The sequence below is a fragment of the Mesorhizobium sp. M0152 genome, assembly GCF_040322415.1.
In the GTDB taxonomy this organism is placed as follows: domain Bacteria; phylum Pseudomonadota; class Alphaproteobacteria; order Rhizobiales; family Rhizobiaceae; genus Mesorhizobium.
Genome location: NZ_JAMYTH010000043.1, coordinates 1 through 14,897 on the forward strand (window position 1 = coordinate 1; position 14,897 = coordinate 14,897).

General features: G+C 62.1%; 13 protein-coding genes and 1 pseudogene. 5 read left to right on the plus strand and 9 right to left on the minus strand.

Features of this window, described 5'->3' with window-relative positions; all coding sequences use genetic code 11:
- Positions 1-156: 156 nt before the first annotated feature.
- Positions 157-1,692, minus strand: coding sequence for an exopolyphosphatase (gene ppx / locus NKJ26_RS28340; RefSeq protein WP_352698699.1), 1,536 nt, complete (start codon positions 1,690-1,692; stop codon positions 157-159).
- Positions 1,692-3,887, minus strand: a complete 2,196-nt coding sequence (locus NKJ26_RS28345) for an RNA degradosome polyphosphate kinase (protein WP_352698701.1) — start codon at positions 3,885-3,887, stop codon at positions 1,692-1,694. Before NKJ26_RS28345 ends, ppx begins: the two co-directional genes overlap by 1 nt.
- A gap of 244 nt (positions 3,888-4,131) precedes the next feature.
- Here NKJ26_RS28345 and NKJ26_RS28350 point away from each other — a divergent pair, with 244 nt between their 5' ends.
- The 4 genes from NKJ26_RS28350 to NKJ26_RS28365 all read left to right on the plus strand — a co-directional run bounded on the left by NKJ26_RS28350 (position 4,132) and on the right by NKJ26_RS28365 (position 6,284).
- Positions 4,132-4,377, plus strand: coding sequence for a zinc-finger domain-containing protein (locus NKJ26_RS28350; RefSeq protein ID WP_352598562.1), 246 nt, complete (start codon positions 4,132-4,134; stop codon positions 4,375-4,377).
- A 19-nt stretch (positions 4,378-4,396) separates the two neighbouring features.
- Positions 4,397-5,620, plus strand: coding sequence for an FAD-dependent monooxygenase (locus NKJ26_RS28355; protein WP_352698703.1), 1,224 nt, complete (start codon positions 4,397-4,399; stop codon positions 5,618-5,620).
- Between the two features lie 72 nt (positions 5,621-5,692).
- Positions 5,693-5,983: a BrnT family toxin gene (locus NKJ26_RS28360; protein WP_352598564.1), complete on the plus strand. Its 291-nt coding sequence runs from the start codon at positions 5,693-5,695 to the stop codon at positions 5,981-5,983.
- Between the two features lie 58 nt (positions 5,984-6,041).
- Positions 6,042-6,284, plus strand: coding sequence for a BrnA antitoxin family protein (locus tag NKJ26_RS28365; RefSeq protein WP_352698705.1), 243 nt, complete (start codon positions 6,042-6,044; stop codon positions 6,282-6,284).
- A 24-nt stretch (positions 6,285-6,308) separates the two neighbouring features.
- On the opposite strand, the pseudogene NKJ26_RS28370 reads toward NKJ26_RS28365, so the two are convergent.
- From NKJ26_RS28370 to NKJ26_RS28400, 7 genes and pseudogenes are all read right to left on the minus strand, one after another.
- A pseudogene (locus tag NKJ26_RS28370) lies at positions 6,309-6,793 on the minus strand (TIGR02117 family protein); the annotation flags it as partial.
- 104 nt (positions 6,794-6,897) lie between these two features.
- A complete protein-coding gene (locus NKJ26_RS28375) occupies positions 6,898-7,647 on the minus strand; it encodes an amino acid ABC transporter ATP-binding protein (protein ID WP_032919731.1) in 750 nt (249 codons plus the stop codon).
- Positions 7,648-7,716: 69 nt separating this feature from the next.
- A complete protein-coding gene (locus NKJ26_RS28380) occupies positions 7,717-8,874 on the minus strand; it encodes an amino acid ABC transporter permease (protein WP_352598567.1) in 1,158 nt (385 codons plus the stop codon).
- A 4-nt stretch (positions 8,875-8,878) separates the two neighbouring features.
- Positions 8,879-10,066: an amino acid ABC transporter permease gene (locus NKJ26_RS28385; RefSeq protein WP_352698707.1), complete on the minus strand. Its 1,188-nt coding sequence runs from the start codon at positions 10,064-10,066 to the stop codon at positions 8,879-8,881.
- Between the two features lie 63 nt (positions 10,067-10,129).
- The gene (locus NKJ26_RS28390; protein ID WP_352598569.1) at positions 10,130-11,158 is read right to left on the minus strand and encodes an amino acid ABC transporter substrate-binding protein; all 1,029 of its coding nucleotides are present in this window, start codon (positions 11,156-11,158) and stop codon (positions 10,130-10,132) included.
- Positions 11,159-11,579: 421 nt separating this feature from the next.
- Positions 11,580-12,392 (minus strand): DUF2182 domain-containing protein, encoded by an 813-nt coding sequence (locus NKJ26_RS28395; protein ID WP_352598570.1) that lies wholly within the window; start codon positions 12,390-12,392, stop codon positions 11,580-11,582.
- A 7-nt stretch (positions 12,393-12,399) separates the two neighbouring features.
- The gene (locus NKJ26_RS28400) at positions 12,400-13,035 is read right to left on the minus strand and encodes a DUF1326 domain-containing protein (protein ID WP_352598571.1); all 636 of its coding nucleotides are present in this window, start codon (positions 13,033-13,035) and stop codon (positions 12,400-12,402) included.
- A gap of 529 nt (positions 13,036-13,564) precedes the next feature.
- Here NKJ26_RS28400 and NKJ26_RS28405 point away from each other — a divergent pair.
- Entirely contained in the window at positions 13,565-14,737 is a 1,173-nt protein-coding gene (locus NKJ26_RS28405; RefSeq protein ID WP_352698710.1) for a cystathionine beta-lyase, read from the plus strand.
- Positions 14,738-14,897: the final 160 nt, after the last annotated feature.

Sequence of the window (14,897 nt, forward strand, 5' to 3'; positions counted from 1 at the left end):
CGCCGAGCCACCTCTCCCCCGATCGACGGGGTAGAGGAAGGGCACGAACTCACGCCAGGCTCCTTTCCTCTCCCTCCGGAGGGGGGAGAGGTGGCGCTGCGAAGCAGCGACGGAGTGGGGGAAGCCGGTGGTCTAATATCCGCGTGGGAAACGCGTTCATTTCACCGAAACGCTCGGGCCACCCTCGACGGCCAGCACCAACCGGCGGTTAGTGATCCTTGCCAGCTGCGCCAGGCGCCCTGCCGGCCGTTCCCCGTAGAGGTCGGCCAGCGACGCGGGCAAGACCAACGCCAGCACTCCGTTGCCGCGCTGCTCCCACTTCAGCCTTGGCATGATGCCGGGCATCGAGGCCGTCAGCAGGTAGACGACGCGCATCATCGCGGCCAGCACCCGCGCCCGTTCCAGATAACGCGGCGTCGCCAACGCCTTGATCTCGGGTGCGATCGATTCGTTGAAGATGCCGTCGTGACGATACGCATTGGCCAGCGCCAGAAAGGCGCGGCCGGGATGGTCGACACCGAAGAAGGAGGCATGCGCGATGATGTTGAGCGATTGCCTGCCGCGATATTCGGGATGCGCGCGCCAGCCGATGTCGGCCAGCAAGGCAGCCGCGTGGCGATAACGCGCCTCATCATCGGTCTCGGCGATGCCGAAGGCGGCGAAAGACCTGGCGGTCCAGTCGACCAGTTCATGCGAATGTGTGACCGAGCGCGAACGCAGCCGGGCGAGTTCCTCCGAGGCCGAAATCAACGGATCGGCCTTCTGCTCCGCCTTGTCGAGCAGCGAGTAGAGAAACCCTTCGCGCACACCGAGCGCCGAGACGATGATCTTCGACGGCTGCATCGCCGCCATGATCTCCTGCAGCACGACGGCGCCGTAAGGCAGCAACGAGCGGCGGTTCTTCGAAACGCCTTCGATGCCCTTGACCTTCTCGATCTCGCTTTTGGCCACTTGCCGCAGGAAATTGGCGGTGCTTTCGACGCCGATCTCGTAATGATGCATGACGCCAAGCGGATAGTTGTTCATTTCCATGTGCAGCCGGGCGAGATTTCGCCAGGTGCCGCCAACCGCGTAAAAGGGCCTGCCCTGTCCACCCTTCAACAGCTTCGCGCGTCCCAATTCGTCGCGCGTGATCTTCGCCGCCTGGGCGAGCGAGTTCTTCGCCATGTCCTGCAGACGAAGGCCGCCCAGCGGCAGCGTTATGCCGTCACCGATCGCCTCGCCATTGACGTCGACCAGTTCAAGGCTGCCGCCGCCCAGATCGCCGGCAATGCCATTGGCCGGGTGGAAGCCCGAGATGACGCCCAGCGCCGAATAATGGGCTTCCTCACGCCCGCTGATCACCCGGATCTCGGTCTTGAGCACGTCTTCCGCACGGTGGATGAAATCGGGACCGTTGATCGCCTCACGAGCGGCGGCGGTGGCCAGCACGTACATGTGCTCGGCGCCGGCCTGATCGGAGAGCGCGCGGAAGCGGCGGAACTCCTCCATCGAGCGCGTCACGCCCTCGGGGTCGAGCTTCCCCGTCGACACGATGCCGCGACCGAGGCCGGCCAGCATCTTTTCGTTGAACAGCATGGTCGGCGACCGCGCCAGCCCTTCATAGACGACAAGTCGGATCGAATTCGAGCCGATGTCGATGATGGACAGCGGTCGGCGATCCTGCAGCCGGCCCTGGGAATCGGACAGCATCAGGCCGCGGCGTTCTTCTTGCGGCGCTTGAACTGCGCGATCCGCTTCGGTGCGTGCGATTTCAACGCGTCACCCCGTCCAGACAGGCTCGGATTGGTCATGAAATATTCCTGCGCGTTGAACGGTTCCTCACCCTCCTCAAGCACGACGCGCCGGGAGGTTCCGTCAGCCAATACGTCGAAACTTTGCTGATTGTCCATGATGTTGCCCAGCATGATCTGGCCCAGAACCTGTTCGTGCACAGTTGGATTGGTGATCGGCACCATGGTCTCGACGCGGCGGTCGAGGTTGCGCGGCATCAGGTCGGCCGAAGAGATGTAAACGATCGCCTCGTCCGCCGGCAGGCCGTGGCCATTGCCGAAGCAATAGATGCGGCTGTGCTCGAGAAAACGGCCGACGATCGATTTTACACGGATGTTTTCCGACAGGCCCGGCACCTGCGGCCGCAGGCAACAGATGCCGCGCACGACGAGGTCGATCTCGACCCCGGCGCGGCTGGCGTCATAAAGCGCATCGATGATAATGGGATCGACAAGCGCATTCATCTTCATCCAGATGCGCGCCGGCCTTCCCTCCAGCGCGTGGGCGGCTTCGTCGGAAATGTGCCGCAGGATGCGGTTTCGCAACGTGAACGGCGAGATTGCCAGCCGCATTTCGGCGGTCGGCTCGGCATAGCCGGTGATGAAATTGAACAGCTGTGCGACGTCGCGCGCGATCGTCGGGTCGGTGGTGAAGAAGGACAGGTCGGTGTAGATGCGCGCCGTGACCGGATGATAATTGCCAGTGCCGAGATGCACGTAGTTGCGCAGTTTGCCGTCCTCGCGCCGCACCACCAGCGACATCTTGGCATGGGTCTTCAGCTCAAGGAAACCGAACACGACCTGCACGCCGGCACGCTCCAGGTCGCGCGCCCAGCGGATGTTGGCTTCCTCGTCGAAACGCGCCTTGAGTTCGACCAGCGCCGTCACCGACTTGCCGGCCTCGGCCGCGTCGACCAGCGCACGCACGATCGGGCTGTCGTTGGACGTGCGATAGAGCGTCTGCTTGATCGCCACCACTTCGGGATCGGCCATCGCCTGGCGCAGGAACTGCACCACCACGTCGAAGGATTCATAGGGGTGGTGGACGACGATATCCTTCTCGCGGATGGCGGCAAAACAGTCGCCGCCATGCTCACGAATGCGCTCGGGAAAGCGCGGATTGTAGGGTGTGAACTTGAGATCGTCGCGGGGGACGGCGACGATCTCGGAAATCTGACTGAGCGCCAGCGGGCCGGTCAGGACGCTGATACGGCTTGACGAAACGCTGAGTTCGCCGGCGACGAATTCGCGCAGTTCGGCCGGCATCAGCATATCGAATTCGATGCGGATCACCGAACCGCGACGGCGGCGCTTCAGCGCCGTCTCGAACAGGCGCACGAGGTCCTCGGATTCTTCCTCGACCTCGATATCGCTGTCGCGGATGATGCGGAACGTGCCGGAACCCTTGACCTCATAGCCTGGGAATAGCTTGCCGATATAGAGACCGACCGCTTCCTCCAGCGGAATGAAGCGGACATGGTGTTTGCGGTCCGGCAAGCGGATGAAGCGCTTCAGCGCCACCGGCAAGCGCAGAAGCGCACTCATCTCCTCGCCGTTCTTGCGATGGCGCAATTGCAACGCCATCGAGAAACCGAGATTGGGGATGAACGGGAACGGGTGCGCCGGGTCGATCGACAGCGGGGTCAGCACCGGAAACACCTGGTCCTGGAAATGCTCTTCCAGCCAGGTTTTTTCATCCTTGGTCAGCGCATCGCGGGTGATGCTCTCTATGCCTTCCTTGTTGAGCAGCACCATCAGCGCCGAAAGGCTCTTCTGCTGGTCCTCCTGCAGCCGCTCGACCTCGCGCAGCAACTGTTCGAGTTGCTGTTGGGGGGTGCGGCCGTCGGGGCTCTTCAGCACGATGCCCTCGCGGACCTGGCCGGCAAGGCCGGCGACGCGCACCATGAAGAACTCGTCGAGATTGGCGGCCGAAATCGACAGGAAGCGGACGCGCTCGAGCAGCGGATGATTGAGGTTCAGCGATTCCTCGAGGACGCGCCGGTTGAACTGCAGCCAGGAAAACTCGCGATTGACGAAACGGTCCGGGTTGCCGCCTTCCGGGCTCGCCGCCTCGACATTGATGAATTCACTCTGTACCGGCTTCAGTTCGTTCATGGTTCCTGCTCGTTTCGCATCCACTAGCCGGCTAGAGCGCCGCGCGCCCTGGCGACGCGCAAAGGACGCCCTACCCACTTCAAAGCGACGCATGACCCTGAAAACCGACACCGGTTTTCGGGATCATGCGTTAACCGGCTTAACTTATCCTCTGACAGGCTTTTGCGACAGTTTCATTTCATCGAACTTGCAAACAGACCGGTTATGATCCAGATGCAGAAGAGACTGCGTTAAGGAGACGATGATGGCTGGCGGTTCCATTCCCCATTTTCAGAACGATGCGGGCCACCCGGCGATCGACATCGGCGTCAAGGAATTCATGTGCACGGGCGCCAATCCGCCCTTCGACCATCCGCATGTATTTCTCGACATGGGCGACGACAATGAGAAGGTCTGCCCTTATTGCTCGACGCTCTACCGCTATTCGCCGCAGCTGAGGGCGACGGAAACGTTGCCGGCAGGCTGCCTCTATATCGATCAGGCCGCCTGATCCCGTCGCGACAAGGCTGATGGACGATACGCGGTCCCGGCAGGTCGTCATCGCCGGGGCCGGCATCGCCGGGCTGACCGCAGCACTTGCCTTTGCCGAACGCGGCTATCGCGTAAAACTGTTCGAGCAGGCGCAGCGCCTTGAAGCAGTGGGCGCCGGGCTGCAACTGTCTCCCAACGCTTCACGCATCCTTCGCCAGCTTGGCGTTCTCGATCGACTGCCGGCTGCGGTGCGGCCGGAGGCGGTGGTGTTGAAGGACGCCGCGACATTGCGCGAACTGGCGCGCGTGCTGCTTGGACAGACCGCTGAGAAGCGTTGGGGAGCGCCTTATCTCGTCGCTCACAGGGCCGACCTGCAGAGCGCGCTGATGGCCCGGGTTGCAGAGATGCCGGATATAGATCTTGCCACCGGTGCGCGCGTCGGCAGCGTTGCCGCCAGCGGCCATGGCGTCACGGCGACATTCGACATCGACGGCAAGATCGCCCAGTCCCAAGGCGTCCTGCTGGTCGGTGCCGATGGTGTCTGGTCTTCGGTGCGCGCGATCGTCGATGCGACCAACGGCGCCACCTCGCCACGAAGCCGCTTTTCCGGCGAATTGGCCTGGCGCACCACCATCGCGGCCGATAGCGCCGCCGGACAGGCCTTTGCCGCGATCGGCGCAACCGACTGCGTCACGACCTTCCTGCATCCGGGCTTCCATATGGTGGCATATCCCGTCAGCAAGGGGGATGCCTTCAATCTTGTCGCCTTCACCAAGGGCGAGCGCATTGCCGAGGGCTGGTCCGGGCATGCCGATCCCGGCATTCTCGCCGGCGCCATGCGCGGCACCGCGCCAGGCCTTCCAAGGCTGATGGAACTGGCCGGCCCGTGGCTGACCTGGCCGCTCCATACGGTCGACCCGAAGCAGCGCTGGACCATGCCGGGCGGCATCGCGCTGATCGGCGACGCGGCGCACGCGATGACGCCATTCGCGGCGCAAGGCGCGGCGATGGCGATCGAAGACGCCGCAATGCTTGCCGGTGCCATGGCCGATTTCCCCGACGATCCGGCACAAAGTCTTAAAATCTGGGAAGGCCTGCGGCGTCCGCGTGTCGCCAAGGTCGCTCGTCGCGGCGCCATCAACCGCTTGGCCTGGCACGCCGCCGGCCCGGTGGCCATCGCCCGCAACCTGTTCCTGAAAATGCGGGCGCCGGAGAAGCTCGCAGCCGATTTGGACTGGCTCTACGGGTGGCGGGCACCTTAGGACGACCGCAACGATCAGTCCTTGACGTAATGGCAATTTGTAGTTACATTTTCGTAGTCAACGAGGCTCAAATTGCGATTTGAATGGGACGCTGAGAAGGCGAGATCCAATTTCCGCAAGCATGGCGTGAGTTTCGATACCGCCGTTCGCGTTTTCTCCGATCCTTTCGCGCTAACAGAGCAGGACCGAATCGAAGAAGGCGAATATCGTTGGCAGACAACCGGTTTGGTTGACGCCACATTGGTATTGTTGATTGCACACGCCGACCGAGAAGAGGACGGAGTCGAGGTGATCCGCATCGTTTCAGCGCGGCGAGCCACGCCCAAGGAGAAAAGGCATTATGCGCAAAATCGTTCGATATGAATTCGACCCAGCAAATCCGCCCCCTCTGACGGAAGCCCAGAGAGCGGAGATCGCGGCGTTGCGCGCACGACCGGAGGGCGAGGTCGATACCAGCGATATTCCTGAATTGACCGAAAAGTTCTGGCAGAACGCGGTCCCAAATCCCTACTTCAAACCGATCAAGCAACAATTGACCCTTCGTCTCGATTCCGATCTCGTCGCGTGGTTCAAGAGACGCGAGCCGGATGGTCGCGGCTACCAGAGTGCGATCAACAGAGCGCTTCGTGAATATGTGGCAAAGCAGGAGCGCAAGACAGGCTAACCCGTTCGACGGTATCTCTACCCATCAATTATACAGCCGCATCGACAGGCCTAGCGAAACCGGCAGCGGGTTCCACCTGCCGGTGCGCAGGCCGGCGGTGCGCAATGCTGCTGCCGTCCAGGTGTTGGAGCCGACCAGCGCGTTGAAGTGATCGTTCGCCTCGTAGAAGCGGTCGAAATGGAATAGGCCGCGTCCGGAACAGGATCGGGCCTTCCGGCCCCCGCTGAAAACACGCATCAATGAAATCGAGCAGTGCCGCGAAGCGATCCTCGCCGATGTTGAATTTCGCGACATCCGGACGCGGTTCGCCGATGTCGCCGGCGATATCAACATGCATGACCGATGAGTCGAGGGTCAGTGCCTTCATCACCGGAATGGGCCTTGAGCTGCGACCAGGTCGGCGTTTCCAGATAGAATCCTCGGCCACCCCAACCGAAAACGATGTAGCGAACCTCGGGTGCATCGGAAGGCAGGCCGGCATCGACAAGGAAATGGAAGCGCCGGCGCACCCGTCGTCGACCGTCCCGTCGCGTTTCAACGCAAGCAATCATTACCCGATCGCTCAAAAATGCAGAAAGCCCGGCCGGGCTTTCTCGAACTGGCGTTAGGCCGCTCAGTGCAGGATCTGCGACAGGAACAGCTTTGTCCGCTCGTGGCGCGGATGGTCGAAGAATTCGGCCGGCGTGTTCTGCTCGACGATCTGGCCCTGGTCCATGAAGATCACGCGGTTGGCAACCTTGCGGGCAAAGCCCATTTCGTGAGTGACGCAAAGCATCGTCATGCCCTCTTCGGCCAGGCCCACCATCGTCTCCAGAACTTCCTTGATCATTTCCGGATCGAGCGCCGAGGTCGGCTCGTCGAACAGCATGATGCGCGGGTTCATGCACAGCGAGCGGGCGATCGCCACGCGCTGCTGCTGGCCGCCCGAAAGCTGGCCGGGATATTTGTTGGCCTGTTCGGGGATCTTGACGCGCTTGAGGAAATGCATGGCGATCTCCTCGGCCTGCTTCTTCGGCGTCTTGCGCACCCAGATCGGCGCCAGCGTGCAGTTCTCCAGGATGGTGAGATGCGGGAACAGGTTGAAGTGCTGGAACACCATGCCGACCTCGCGGCGCACTTCGTCGATCTTCTTCAGATCGTTGGTCAGTTCCTTGCCGTCGACGATGATCTTGCCCTTCTGGTGCTCTTCCAGCCGGTTGATGCAGCGGATCATGGTCGACTTGCCGGAGCCGGACGGGCCGCAGATGACGATGCGCTCGCCGCGCATCACTTTCAGGTTGATGTCCTTCAGCACATGGAACTCGCCGTACCATTTGTGCATGGCGACGATGTCGATGGCGACATCGGTGGTGGAAATGTGCATCTTGGCGGCGTTGACCTTGATCTCTTCCGCGCTGACCGCATTTTCGATGGCCATGGCCTATTCCCCTTTTTATCGTTTGTAGCCGGTGTCGAGCCGGCGTTCCGTGTACATTGAATAGCGCGACATGCCGAAGCAGAACAGCCAGAATACGAAGGCGGCGAACACCAGACCCGACTTCGCGGTTTGCGGCGTCGCCCAGTTGGCGTCGGAGAAATTCTGCTTGACGACGCCGAGCAGGTCGAACATCGAGATGATGAGGACCAGGCTGGTGTCCTTGAACATGCCGATGAAGGTGTTGACGATGCCGGGGATGACCAGCTTCAACGCTTGCGGCAGCACGATCAGCCCCATCTTCTGCCAGTAGCCGAGGCCGAGCGAATCGGCGCCTTCATACTGGCCCTTGGGGATCGCCTGCAGGCCGCCGCGCACCACTTCCGCCATATAGGCAGCGGCAAACAGCGACACGCCGATCAGCGCCCGCAGGAACTTGTCGAAGCTGACGCCGGCCGGCAGGAACAGCGGCAGCATGACGCTGACGAAGAACAGGACCGTGATCAGCGGGATGCCGCGCACCGTCTCGATGAAGACTATGCACAACGTCTTGACGATCGGCATTTTCGAGCGCCGGCCGAGCGCCAGCACGGTGCCCAGCGGCAGCGACACGGCGATGCCGACGAAGGACAGGCTGAGCGTGACCAGCAGCCCGCCCCACCGCGAGGTCTCGACATGCGGCAGGCCGAACATGCCGCCAATCAAAAGAACGAAGGAAACGATCGGCAAAACCAGGAAGAGGAGGATGGCGTTCAATCCCTTGCGCGGCACGCGCGGGATCAACATCGGCACCAGCAGCACCACGAACAGGACGGCGACCAGGATCGGCCGCCAGCGCTCCTCGACCGGATAGGTGCCGAACATGAACTGACCGAATTTGGCATTGACGAAGGCCCAGCAGGCGCCGGTCCAGCCGTCCGGCTGGATACCGCCTTGCGCCACGGTGGCGCAGACGCTGCGGTCGGGCCCTGTCCACTGGGCATTGATGAAGGCCCAGTTGACGATCTGCGGCAGGACCATGGCGACGATGAGGAACCCGAGAATGGTCAGGATGACATCTCCGGTCGAACCGACAAGGTTCTTGCGCACCCAGGCGACGGGGCCGCGCTCGCTCAATGGCGCGGGCTCCGCCAGCACCATTTCGGTACGCACCCAGGACATATCGTGTTCCTGCATGACCCTACCTCTCCACCAGCGCCATTCTGGCGTTGACCACGTTCATGACCGCCGAGGTCACCAGGCTGAGTATGAGATAGGCGACCATCATGATCAGAACGCCTTCGACCGCCTGGCCGGTCTGGTTGAGCACGGTTCCGGCGGTCGCCGTCAGGTCGGGATAGCCGATGGCGATCGCCAGCGAGGAGTTCTTGGTCAGATTGAGATACTGGCTGGTCAGCGGCGGAATGACGATGCGCATGGCTTGCGGAACGACAACCAGCCGCAGGATCGAACCGGATCGCAGGCCAAGTGCGGCGGCCGCCTCGGTCTGGCCCTTGCTGACGCCCCTGATGCCGGCGCGCACGATCTCGGCGATGAAGGCGGCCGTATAGCAGGACAGTGCCAGATAGAGCGACAGGAACTCCGGCTTGACCTGAAAGCCGCCGGTCAGGTTGAAGGTCGACTGTTTCGGAAAATCGAAGCTCAGCGGAAAGCCGCTCAGCGCGTAGGCGAGCAGCGGCAGGCCGGCGATCAGCGCCACCGAGGTCCAGAACACCGGAAATTGCTGGCCGGTCGCCATCTGCCGCTGGCGCGCCTTGCGGGCGACGAACCACGCCATGGCCACGCCCACGAGGAGTGCAACCAGAATCAGCCAGGAGCCCTCGCCCCATACGGGGCGCGGAAAATAGAAGCCGCGCTGGTTGAGGAACGACCCGAACGGCAGATTGATGCTGTCACGTGGCGCCGGCAGCACGGAAAGCACGCCGGAATACCAGAAGAAGATCACCAGCAGCGGCGGAATGTTGCGGAATACCTCAACATAGACCGTGCAGATCTTGCGGATCAGCCAGTTCGGCGACAACCGGCCGATGCCGATGACAAAGCCGATGATGGTGGCTGTGACGATGCCGGCTGCGGCGACGATAATGGTGTTGATGAGGCCGACAATGATGGCGCGGCCATAGGTCGAGTCCGATGTGTAGGCGATCGGAGTATCGGAGATGTCGAATCCGGCGCGCCCCTTGAGGAAGCCGAAACCGGAGGCGATGTGCAGGCGCTGCAGATTGTCGATGACGTTCTGCACGATCCACCAGACGGAGCCGAACAGAATGACGACCACCAGCGTCTGAAAGAAGAGACTGCGAATTCTCGGATCGTTGATGAAGGAGCCGCGGCTCGGCTCCTCCCGAAGAATTTCCTGCGATGCCATTCGACAATCCCCTGGAAAGAGAAACCGGAAGGCGGATGACCTGCCTTCCGGATCACATTTCGATCAGCGGATCGGGGGAGCGTATTGCAGGCCGCCCTTGGTCCACAGCGCATTGATACCGCGGGCGATCTTCAGCGGGCTGCCCGAACCGACATTGCGGTCGAACATTTCACCGTAATTGCCGACGGCCTTGACGATGTTGACGACCCAATCGTTGGAGACGCCGAGATCGGTGCCGATCTTGGTATCGGCTTCCTGGCCGAGCACGCGCTTGATCTCAGGGCTGGCCGAGTTCTTCATCTCGTCGACATTGGCCTTGGTGATGCCGAGTTCCTCGGCGTCGAGCAGCGCGAAATAGGTCCACTTGACGATATGATACCACTGGTCGTCACCCTGGCGCACCGCCGGCCCGAGCGGCTCCTTGGAGATGATCTCCGGCAGCACGACGTGATCAGCCGGCGCGCCCAGCGTCAGCCGGATGCCGTAGAGGCCCGACTGGTCGGTGGTGTAGACGTCGCAGCGGCCGGCATCATAGGCGGCGTTGACCTCTTCGAGCTTCTCGAAGACGACCGGATTGTACTCCATCTTGTTCGCCTTGAAGTAGTCGGCGAGGTTGAGCTCGGTGGTGGTGCCGCTCTGCACGCAAACGGCGGCGCCCGAGAGTTGGAGAGCCGAATTGACGCCCGGCAGCTTCTTGGCGTTGATCATGAAACCCTGGCCGTCATAGTAGGTGGTACCGATAAAATTTAGGCCAAGCGCGGTATCTCGATTGATGGTCCAGGTGGTGTTGCGCGACAGGATGTCGATCTCGCCGGACTGCAGCGCGGTGAAGCGCTCCTTGGCGCTGAGCGGCGTGAACTTGACCTTGGTGCCGTCGCCAAACACGGCGGCCGCGACGGCGCGGCAGAAGTCCGCGTCGATGCCTTGCCAGTCACCCTTGTCGTCCGGCGCGGAGAAACCGGCGAGACCGGTCGAGACGCCGCACTGGATGAAGCCCTTCGCCTTGACGGTGTCGAGCGTGGCAGCCGACGCGGCCGACGCCATCAATCCCAGCGCAGCGGCGCCAAGAATGCCGATACCAATATGTTTCATGACCCACAGACCCTTTTCTGTTTTCAGGGCAAACCCTGATCTTTTTCCCGAGTGAACGCAGCTCCCATTCCGGCCCATCCCCAGAAACCCCACATCGTAAATCGACGCGCTGCCTCCCATTCACGAACAACATCGAAGGCGATAATTCTTGTGAGGTCAAGGGAAATGACCGAATCCGAACGTGTTTGAAAATCGATTGGCGCAATTGCCTCAACCGCAGACAAGAGCGCCCGGGATTTAATCACGAGCGCCAATAAAGTCGGCACACCGAGATTGACGTAAAGGCAGGGTGCCCGGCTGGAATCCGTCCTGGTCGTTACTCGACGTTGCTGACGGCGGACCGTGATCGACTGACCTCATCTGTCCTCATCTAGACTTACGGCCTCAACCTTCATCGGCGGAAAAGATGCAAAGCTGGGGCTCAGAGCGCTCCGGCGACGAGCCAGACCCCGACCGCTGTCATCATCACTCCGGAAACGCGCGGCACCAATTGCCCGGTGGGAACGGTCTTCTCCAGAAGGACGAGTGCCGCGATGCCTGCTATCCACAGGACGTTCATGACACCGCCGACGAAGAGCAAAGCCATCAGCGTCCAGCAGCAGCCGAGACAATAGGCGCCATGATCGATGCCGAGCCGAAACGCGCCAAGCGGATCCGAGCGGAAGCCGCCGCGACGCGCCAGGAAGGCGATTGGTGCCTGGCATTGCCGCAGGCACACGGCCTTCATCGGGGTCCATTGGTAAAGGCCGGCGGCAATGAGAACCAGGCCGCCGAAGACGGTGCTGTTGGTTGCCATCGCCGGACTGAGCAGCAGAAGCCGGGCAAGCAGCCATTGCGCGGCGGTCGCCACCAGGCTGAAGGCGATCCAGACGGTGAGATAGCCGGTGAAGAACCATACGGTCGATGCCATGGGCCGGCCGCTCGCCTCGGCCTTGCGGCCGACGCCGGCATAGAGCAGCAGCATCGGCGCCACCGACGGCGTCATCATGCCGATCATCATCACCGCCCACATCATGAAGATGAAAGCGAAATCGGCCGACGCCCAGGCCCGGAAGCCGGGCATGCCCATGGCGGTACCGGTCATGTCCATGCCGGGCATATCCATGCCCGGCAAGTCCATGTCGGCCGCAAGCCACAGCACATAGGCCCAGGCAAGCACGGCAATCACGACCAGGGCGACCATGACCACCGCGCGGTCGCGCCGCAGCACCGCCTCGAGGGGCGTGTCGCTCATTGCCAGTTCAATGCACGATGCCGCTTTGCGTGAGATGCAGATTGGCAAAGTGGCTGTGCGTATCGGCCACCTCGAACTTGATTGGGCCCGTGGCTTGGCTCCAGCCACGCCCGATCTCGGCGAGCGAATATTCGAAGCCGTGCGGCAGGTCGATGCGCGCCCGGTGCTCGGCGCCGGTAACCGGATTCTTGATCGGCTCGCCACGGCCGTTGGCTACGCCCCCGACGTGAAGCCGTCCGGTTCGCGCGTCGACGTCGACCTCGAAATCGATCGCGGCAAAGATCGGGTCGTGGAATTTCTCGAGCGTGGTCGAAAACACCTGGAATATCGTCGCGCCTGGTTCTGTGTCCTGGCCACTCAATATGCGGAGCAGCGCTCCACGCTGGGCTTCGGTCGCCCTCTCGTCGATGACCACGGCGGCTTCGCCATTGCCCTGGTGTATCGCGCCGGGCCAGCGGAAAATCCCGACGAACCGCAATCCATCAAGCTTGGTGTCGCCGTGATGGCCGCTCTCGATTTCCATGCCGGCTACCGCCTGGCAGAATCCATATGTCGGCATGGCGTTGAACTGGCACGGGCAGCCATAGGCGCAATTGCAGTTGGTGAATTCGCGCGCCTTCATGGTCCATTTGACGTCGGGCATCGTATCCTCCCCTTGCCGCGCTCATGCTTTGTGAGCGCGGTTCCGGAGGCTGGGGACAGAAGGTCAACCGGAAACAACATCCGGCGGCATCTGATCGAAGCAATCCGGGATTAATTTAGGACTTTATTATATATCTTTCGCCACCGCCCACAATAGTCCGATCGGCGGAGGCAGGGCTGCGAACGCAGGTCGGCAAAAGGCCTGACGACGGCCGACACCCGGCGTTGATGCCAGCTTTTAGCGCCGGCCGCTTTTCATGGTAGGAATTTTTTCTTGACAGGGTGAGTGCAGCTATGGTACATATCTCTCTATGGTGCAGATTTGCGCCAACGACCCGCCGCACAGGCGGGTTTTTCGTTTGATGCTGGCACCGGCTGGTCGAAATAGTTCCGGCGCCGCCGCAAGAGCGCGCCGCCTTTCATATCGAGAATTGGCATACAGGAAGTCCGCTCCGTGGCGGCGGCTGGGCTGTTGCACGGTCCATGACGCCGCACTATGGCTATCCCCTTGTCAAACAAGGCGACGAAGAATGGCGAACGACGACAGCGGCAAGATTGGCATCAACACGCTGCTTGCCCATTCGGGCAACAATCCGCATGACTATTTCGGCTTCGTCAATCCGCCGGTGGTGCATGCCTCGACGGTTCTGTTCCGCAATGCCGCGTCGATGGCGGCACGCAGCCAGAAATACACCTACGGCACACGCGGCACGCCGACGACCGATGCCCTTGCGCAAGCTATCGACGCGCTGGAAGGCTCGGCCGGCACGATCGTGGTGCCGTCCGGCCTGGCGGCGGTGACGGTGCCGCTGCTCGCCTTCCTGTCGGCTGGCGACCATGTCCTGATCGTCGACAGCGTCTACCACCCGACCCGCAATTTCGCCGATACGATGCTGAAGCGGCTGGCCGTCGAGGTGGAGTACTATGATCCTCATATCGGCGCCGGCATCGCAGCCCTGATCAAGCCAAACACCAAGGTGGTGTTCACGGAATCGCCGGCTTCCAACACGTTCGAGGTGCAAGACATCCCGGCCATCGCCAAGGCGGCGCACGATGCCGGGGCCATCGTGATGATGGACAATACCTGGGCGACGCCACTGTATTTCCGCCCGCTCGATCACGGCGTCGACATCTCGATCCATGCGGCGACGAAGTACCCGGCCGGCCACTCCGATGTGCTGCTCGGCACGGTCTCGGCCAACGAGGGCTGCTGGAAGCAGCTTTACGAGAGCTTTTGCACACTGGGCTGCTGTTCGGGGCCCGACGACGTCTACCAGGTGCTGCGCGGCCTGCGCACCATGGGTGTGCGCCTCGATCATCATCAGCGCAGCGCGCTCGACATCGCCGGCTGGCTCGAAGGCCAGGAGGGCGTGGCGCGGGTGCTGCACCCTGCCCTCCCCAGCCATCCCGACCATGGCCTGTGGAAGCGTGACTTCTGCGGTTCGAGCGGCATCTTTTCCATCGTTCTTGCCGGCGGCGGCCAGGCGCAGCAGCACGCCTTCCTCGACGCGTTGCGGATCTTCGGGCTGGGCTATTCCTGGGGCGGCTACGAAAGCCTTGCGGTGCCGGTCTGGCTCGGGGACCGCGTCGTCGCCACAGCCCGCTATGAAGGGCCGCTGATCCGCTTGCAGATCGGCCTCGAGGATGTCGAGGACCTGAAGACCGACATCCGGCGCGGCCTGGCGGCCGCTGCGGCCGCCTGACCAACCAGCCCACCTGCCAAACCGATTCAGCGGACCAGCGCAAACAGTTGGAAAGACTGGTGAATCGTTCGCAACGCGACGCTGAATCCAGACAGCGCCGCGAGCATGTAGCGACATCGCCGCAAAATTCTATTCCTTCAAATCGCGGCTTAGCGGATCG

What these genes read in the sequence shown, in the direction of transcription:
- ppx (WP_352698699.1), bottom strand. Translation starts at nt 1,692, where the DNA reads ATGCTGTCCGATTCCCAGGGCCGGCTGCAGGATCGCCGACCGCTGTCC.
- NKJ26_RS28345 (WP_352698701.1), bottom strand. Translation starts at nt 3,887, where the DNA reads ATGAACGAACTGAAGCCGGTACAGAGTGAATTCATCAATGTCGAGGCG.
- NKJ26_RS28350 (WP_352598562.1), top strand. Translation starts at nt 4,132, where the DNA reads ATGGCTGGCGGTTCCATTCCCCATTTTCAGAACGATGCGGGCCACCCG.
- NKJ26_RS28355 (WP_352698703.1), top strand. Translation starts at nt 4,397, where the DNA reads ATGGACGATACGCGGTCCCGGCAGGTCGTCATCGCCGGGGCCGGCATC.
- NKJ26_RS28375 (WP_032919731.1), bottom strand. Translation starts at nt 7,647, where the DNA reads ATGCACATTTCCACCACCGATGTCGCCATCGACATCGTCGCCATGCAC.
- NKJ26_RS28380 (WP_352598567.1), bottom strand. Translation starts at nt 8,874, where the DNA reads ATGCAGGAACACGATATGTCCTGGGTGCGTACCGAAATGGTGCTGGCG.
- NKJ26_RS28385 (WP_352698707.1), bottom strand. Translation starts at nt 10,066, where the DNA reads ATGGCATCGCAGGAAATTCTTCGGGAGGAGCCGAGCCGCGGCTCCTTC.
- NKJ26_RS28390 (WP_352598569.1), bottom strand. Translation starts at nt 11,158, where the DNA reads ATGAAACATATTGGTATCGGCATTCTTGGCGCCGCTGCGCTGGGATTG.
- NKJ26_RS28395 (WP_352598570.1), bottom strand. Translation starts at nt 12,392, where the DNA reads ATGAGCGACACGCCCCTCGAGGCGGTGCTGCGGCGCGACCGCGCGGTG.
- NKJ26_RS28400 (WP_352598571.1), bottom strand. Translation starts at nt 13,035, where the DNA reads ATGCCCGACGTCAAATGGACCATGAAGGCGCGCGAATTCACCAACTGC.
- NKJ26_RS28405 (WP_352698710.1), top strand. Translation starts at nt 13,565, where the DNA reads ATGGCGAACGACGACAGCGGCAAGATTGGCATCAACACGCTGCTTGCC.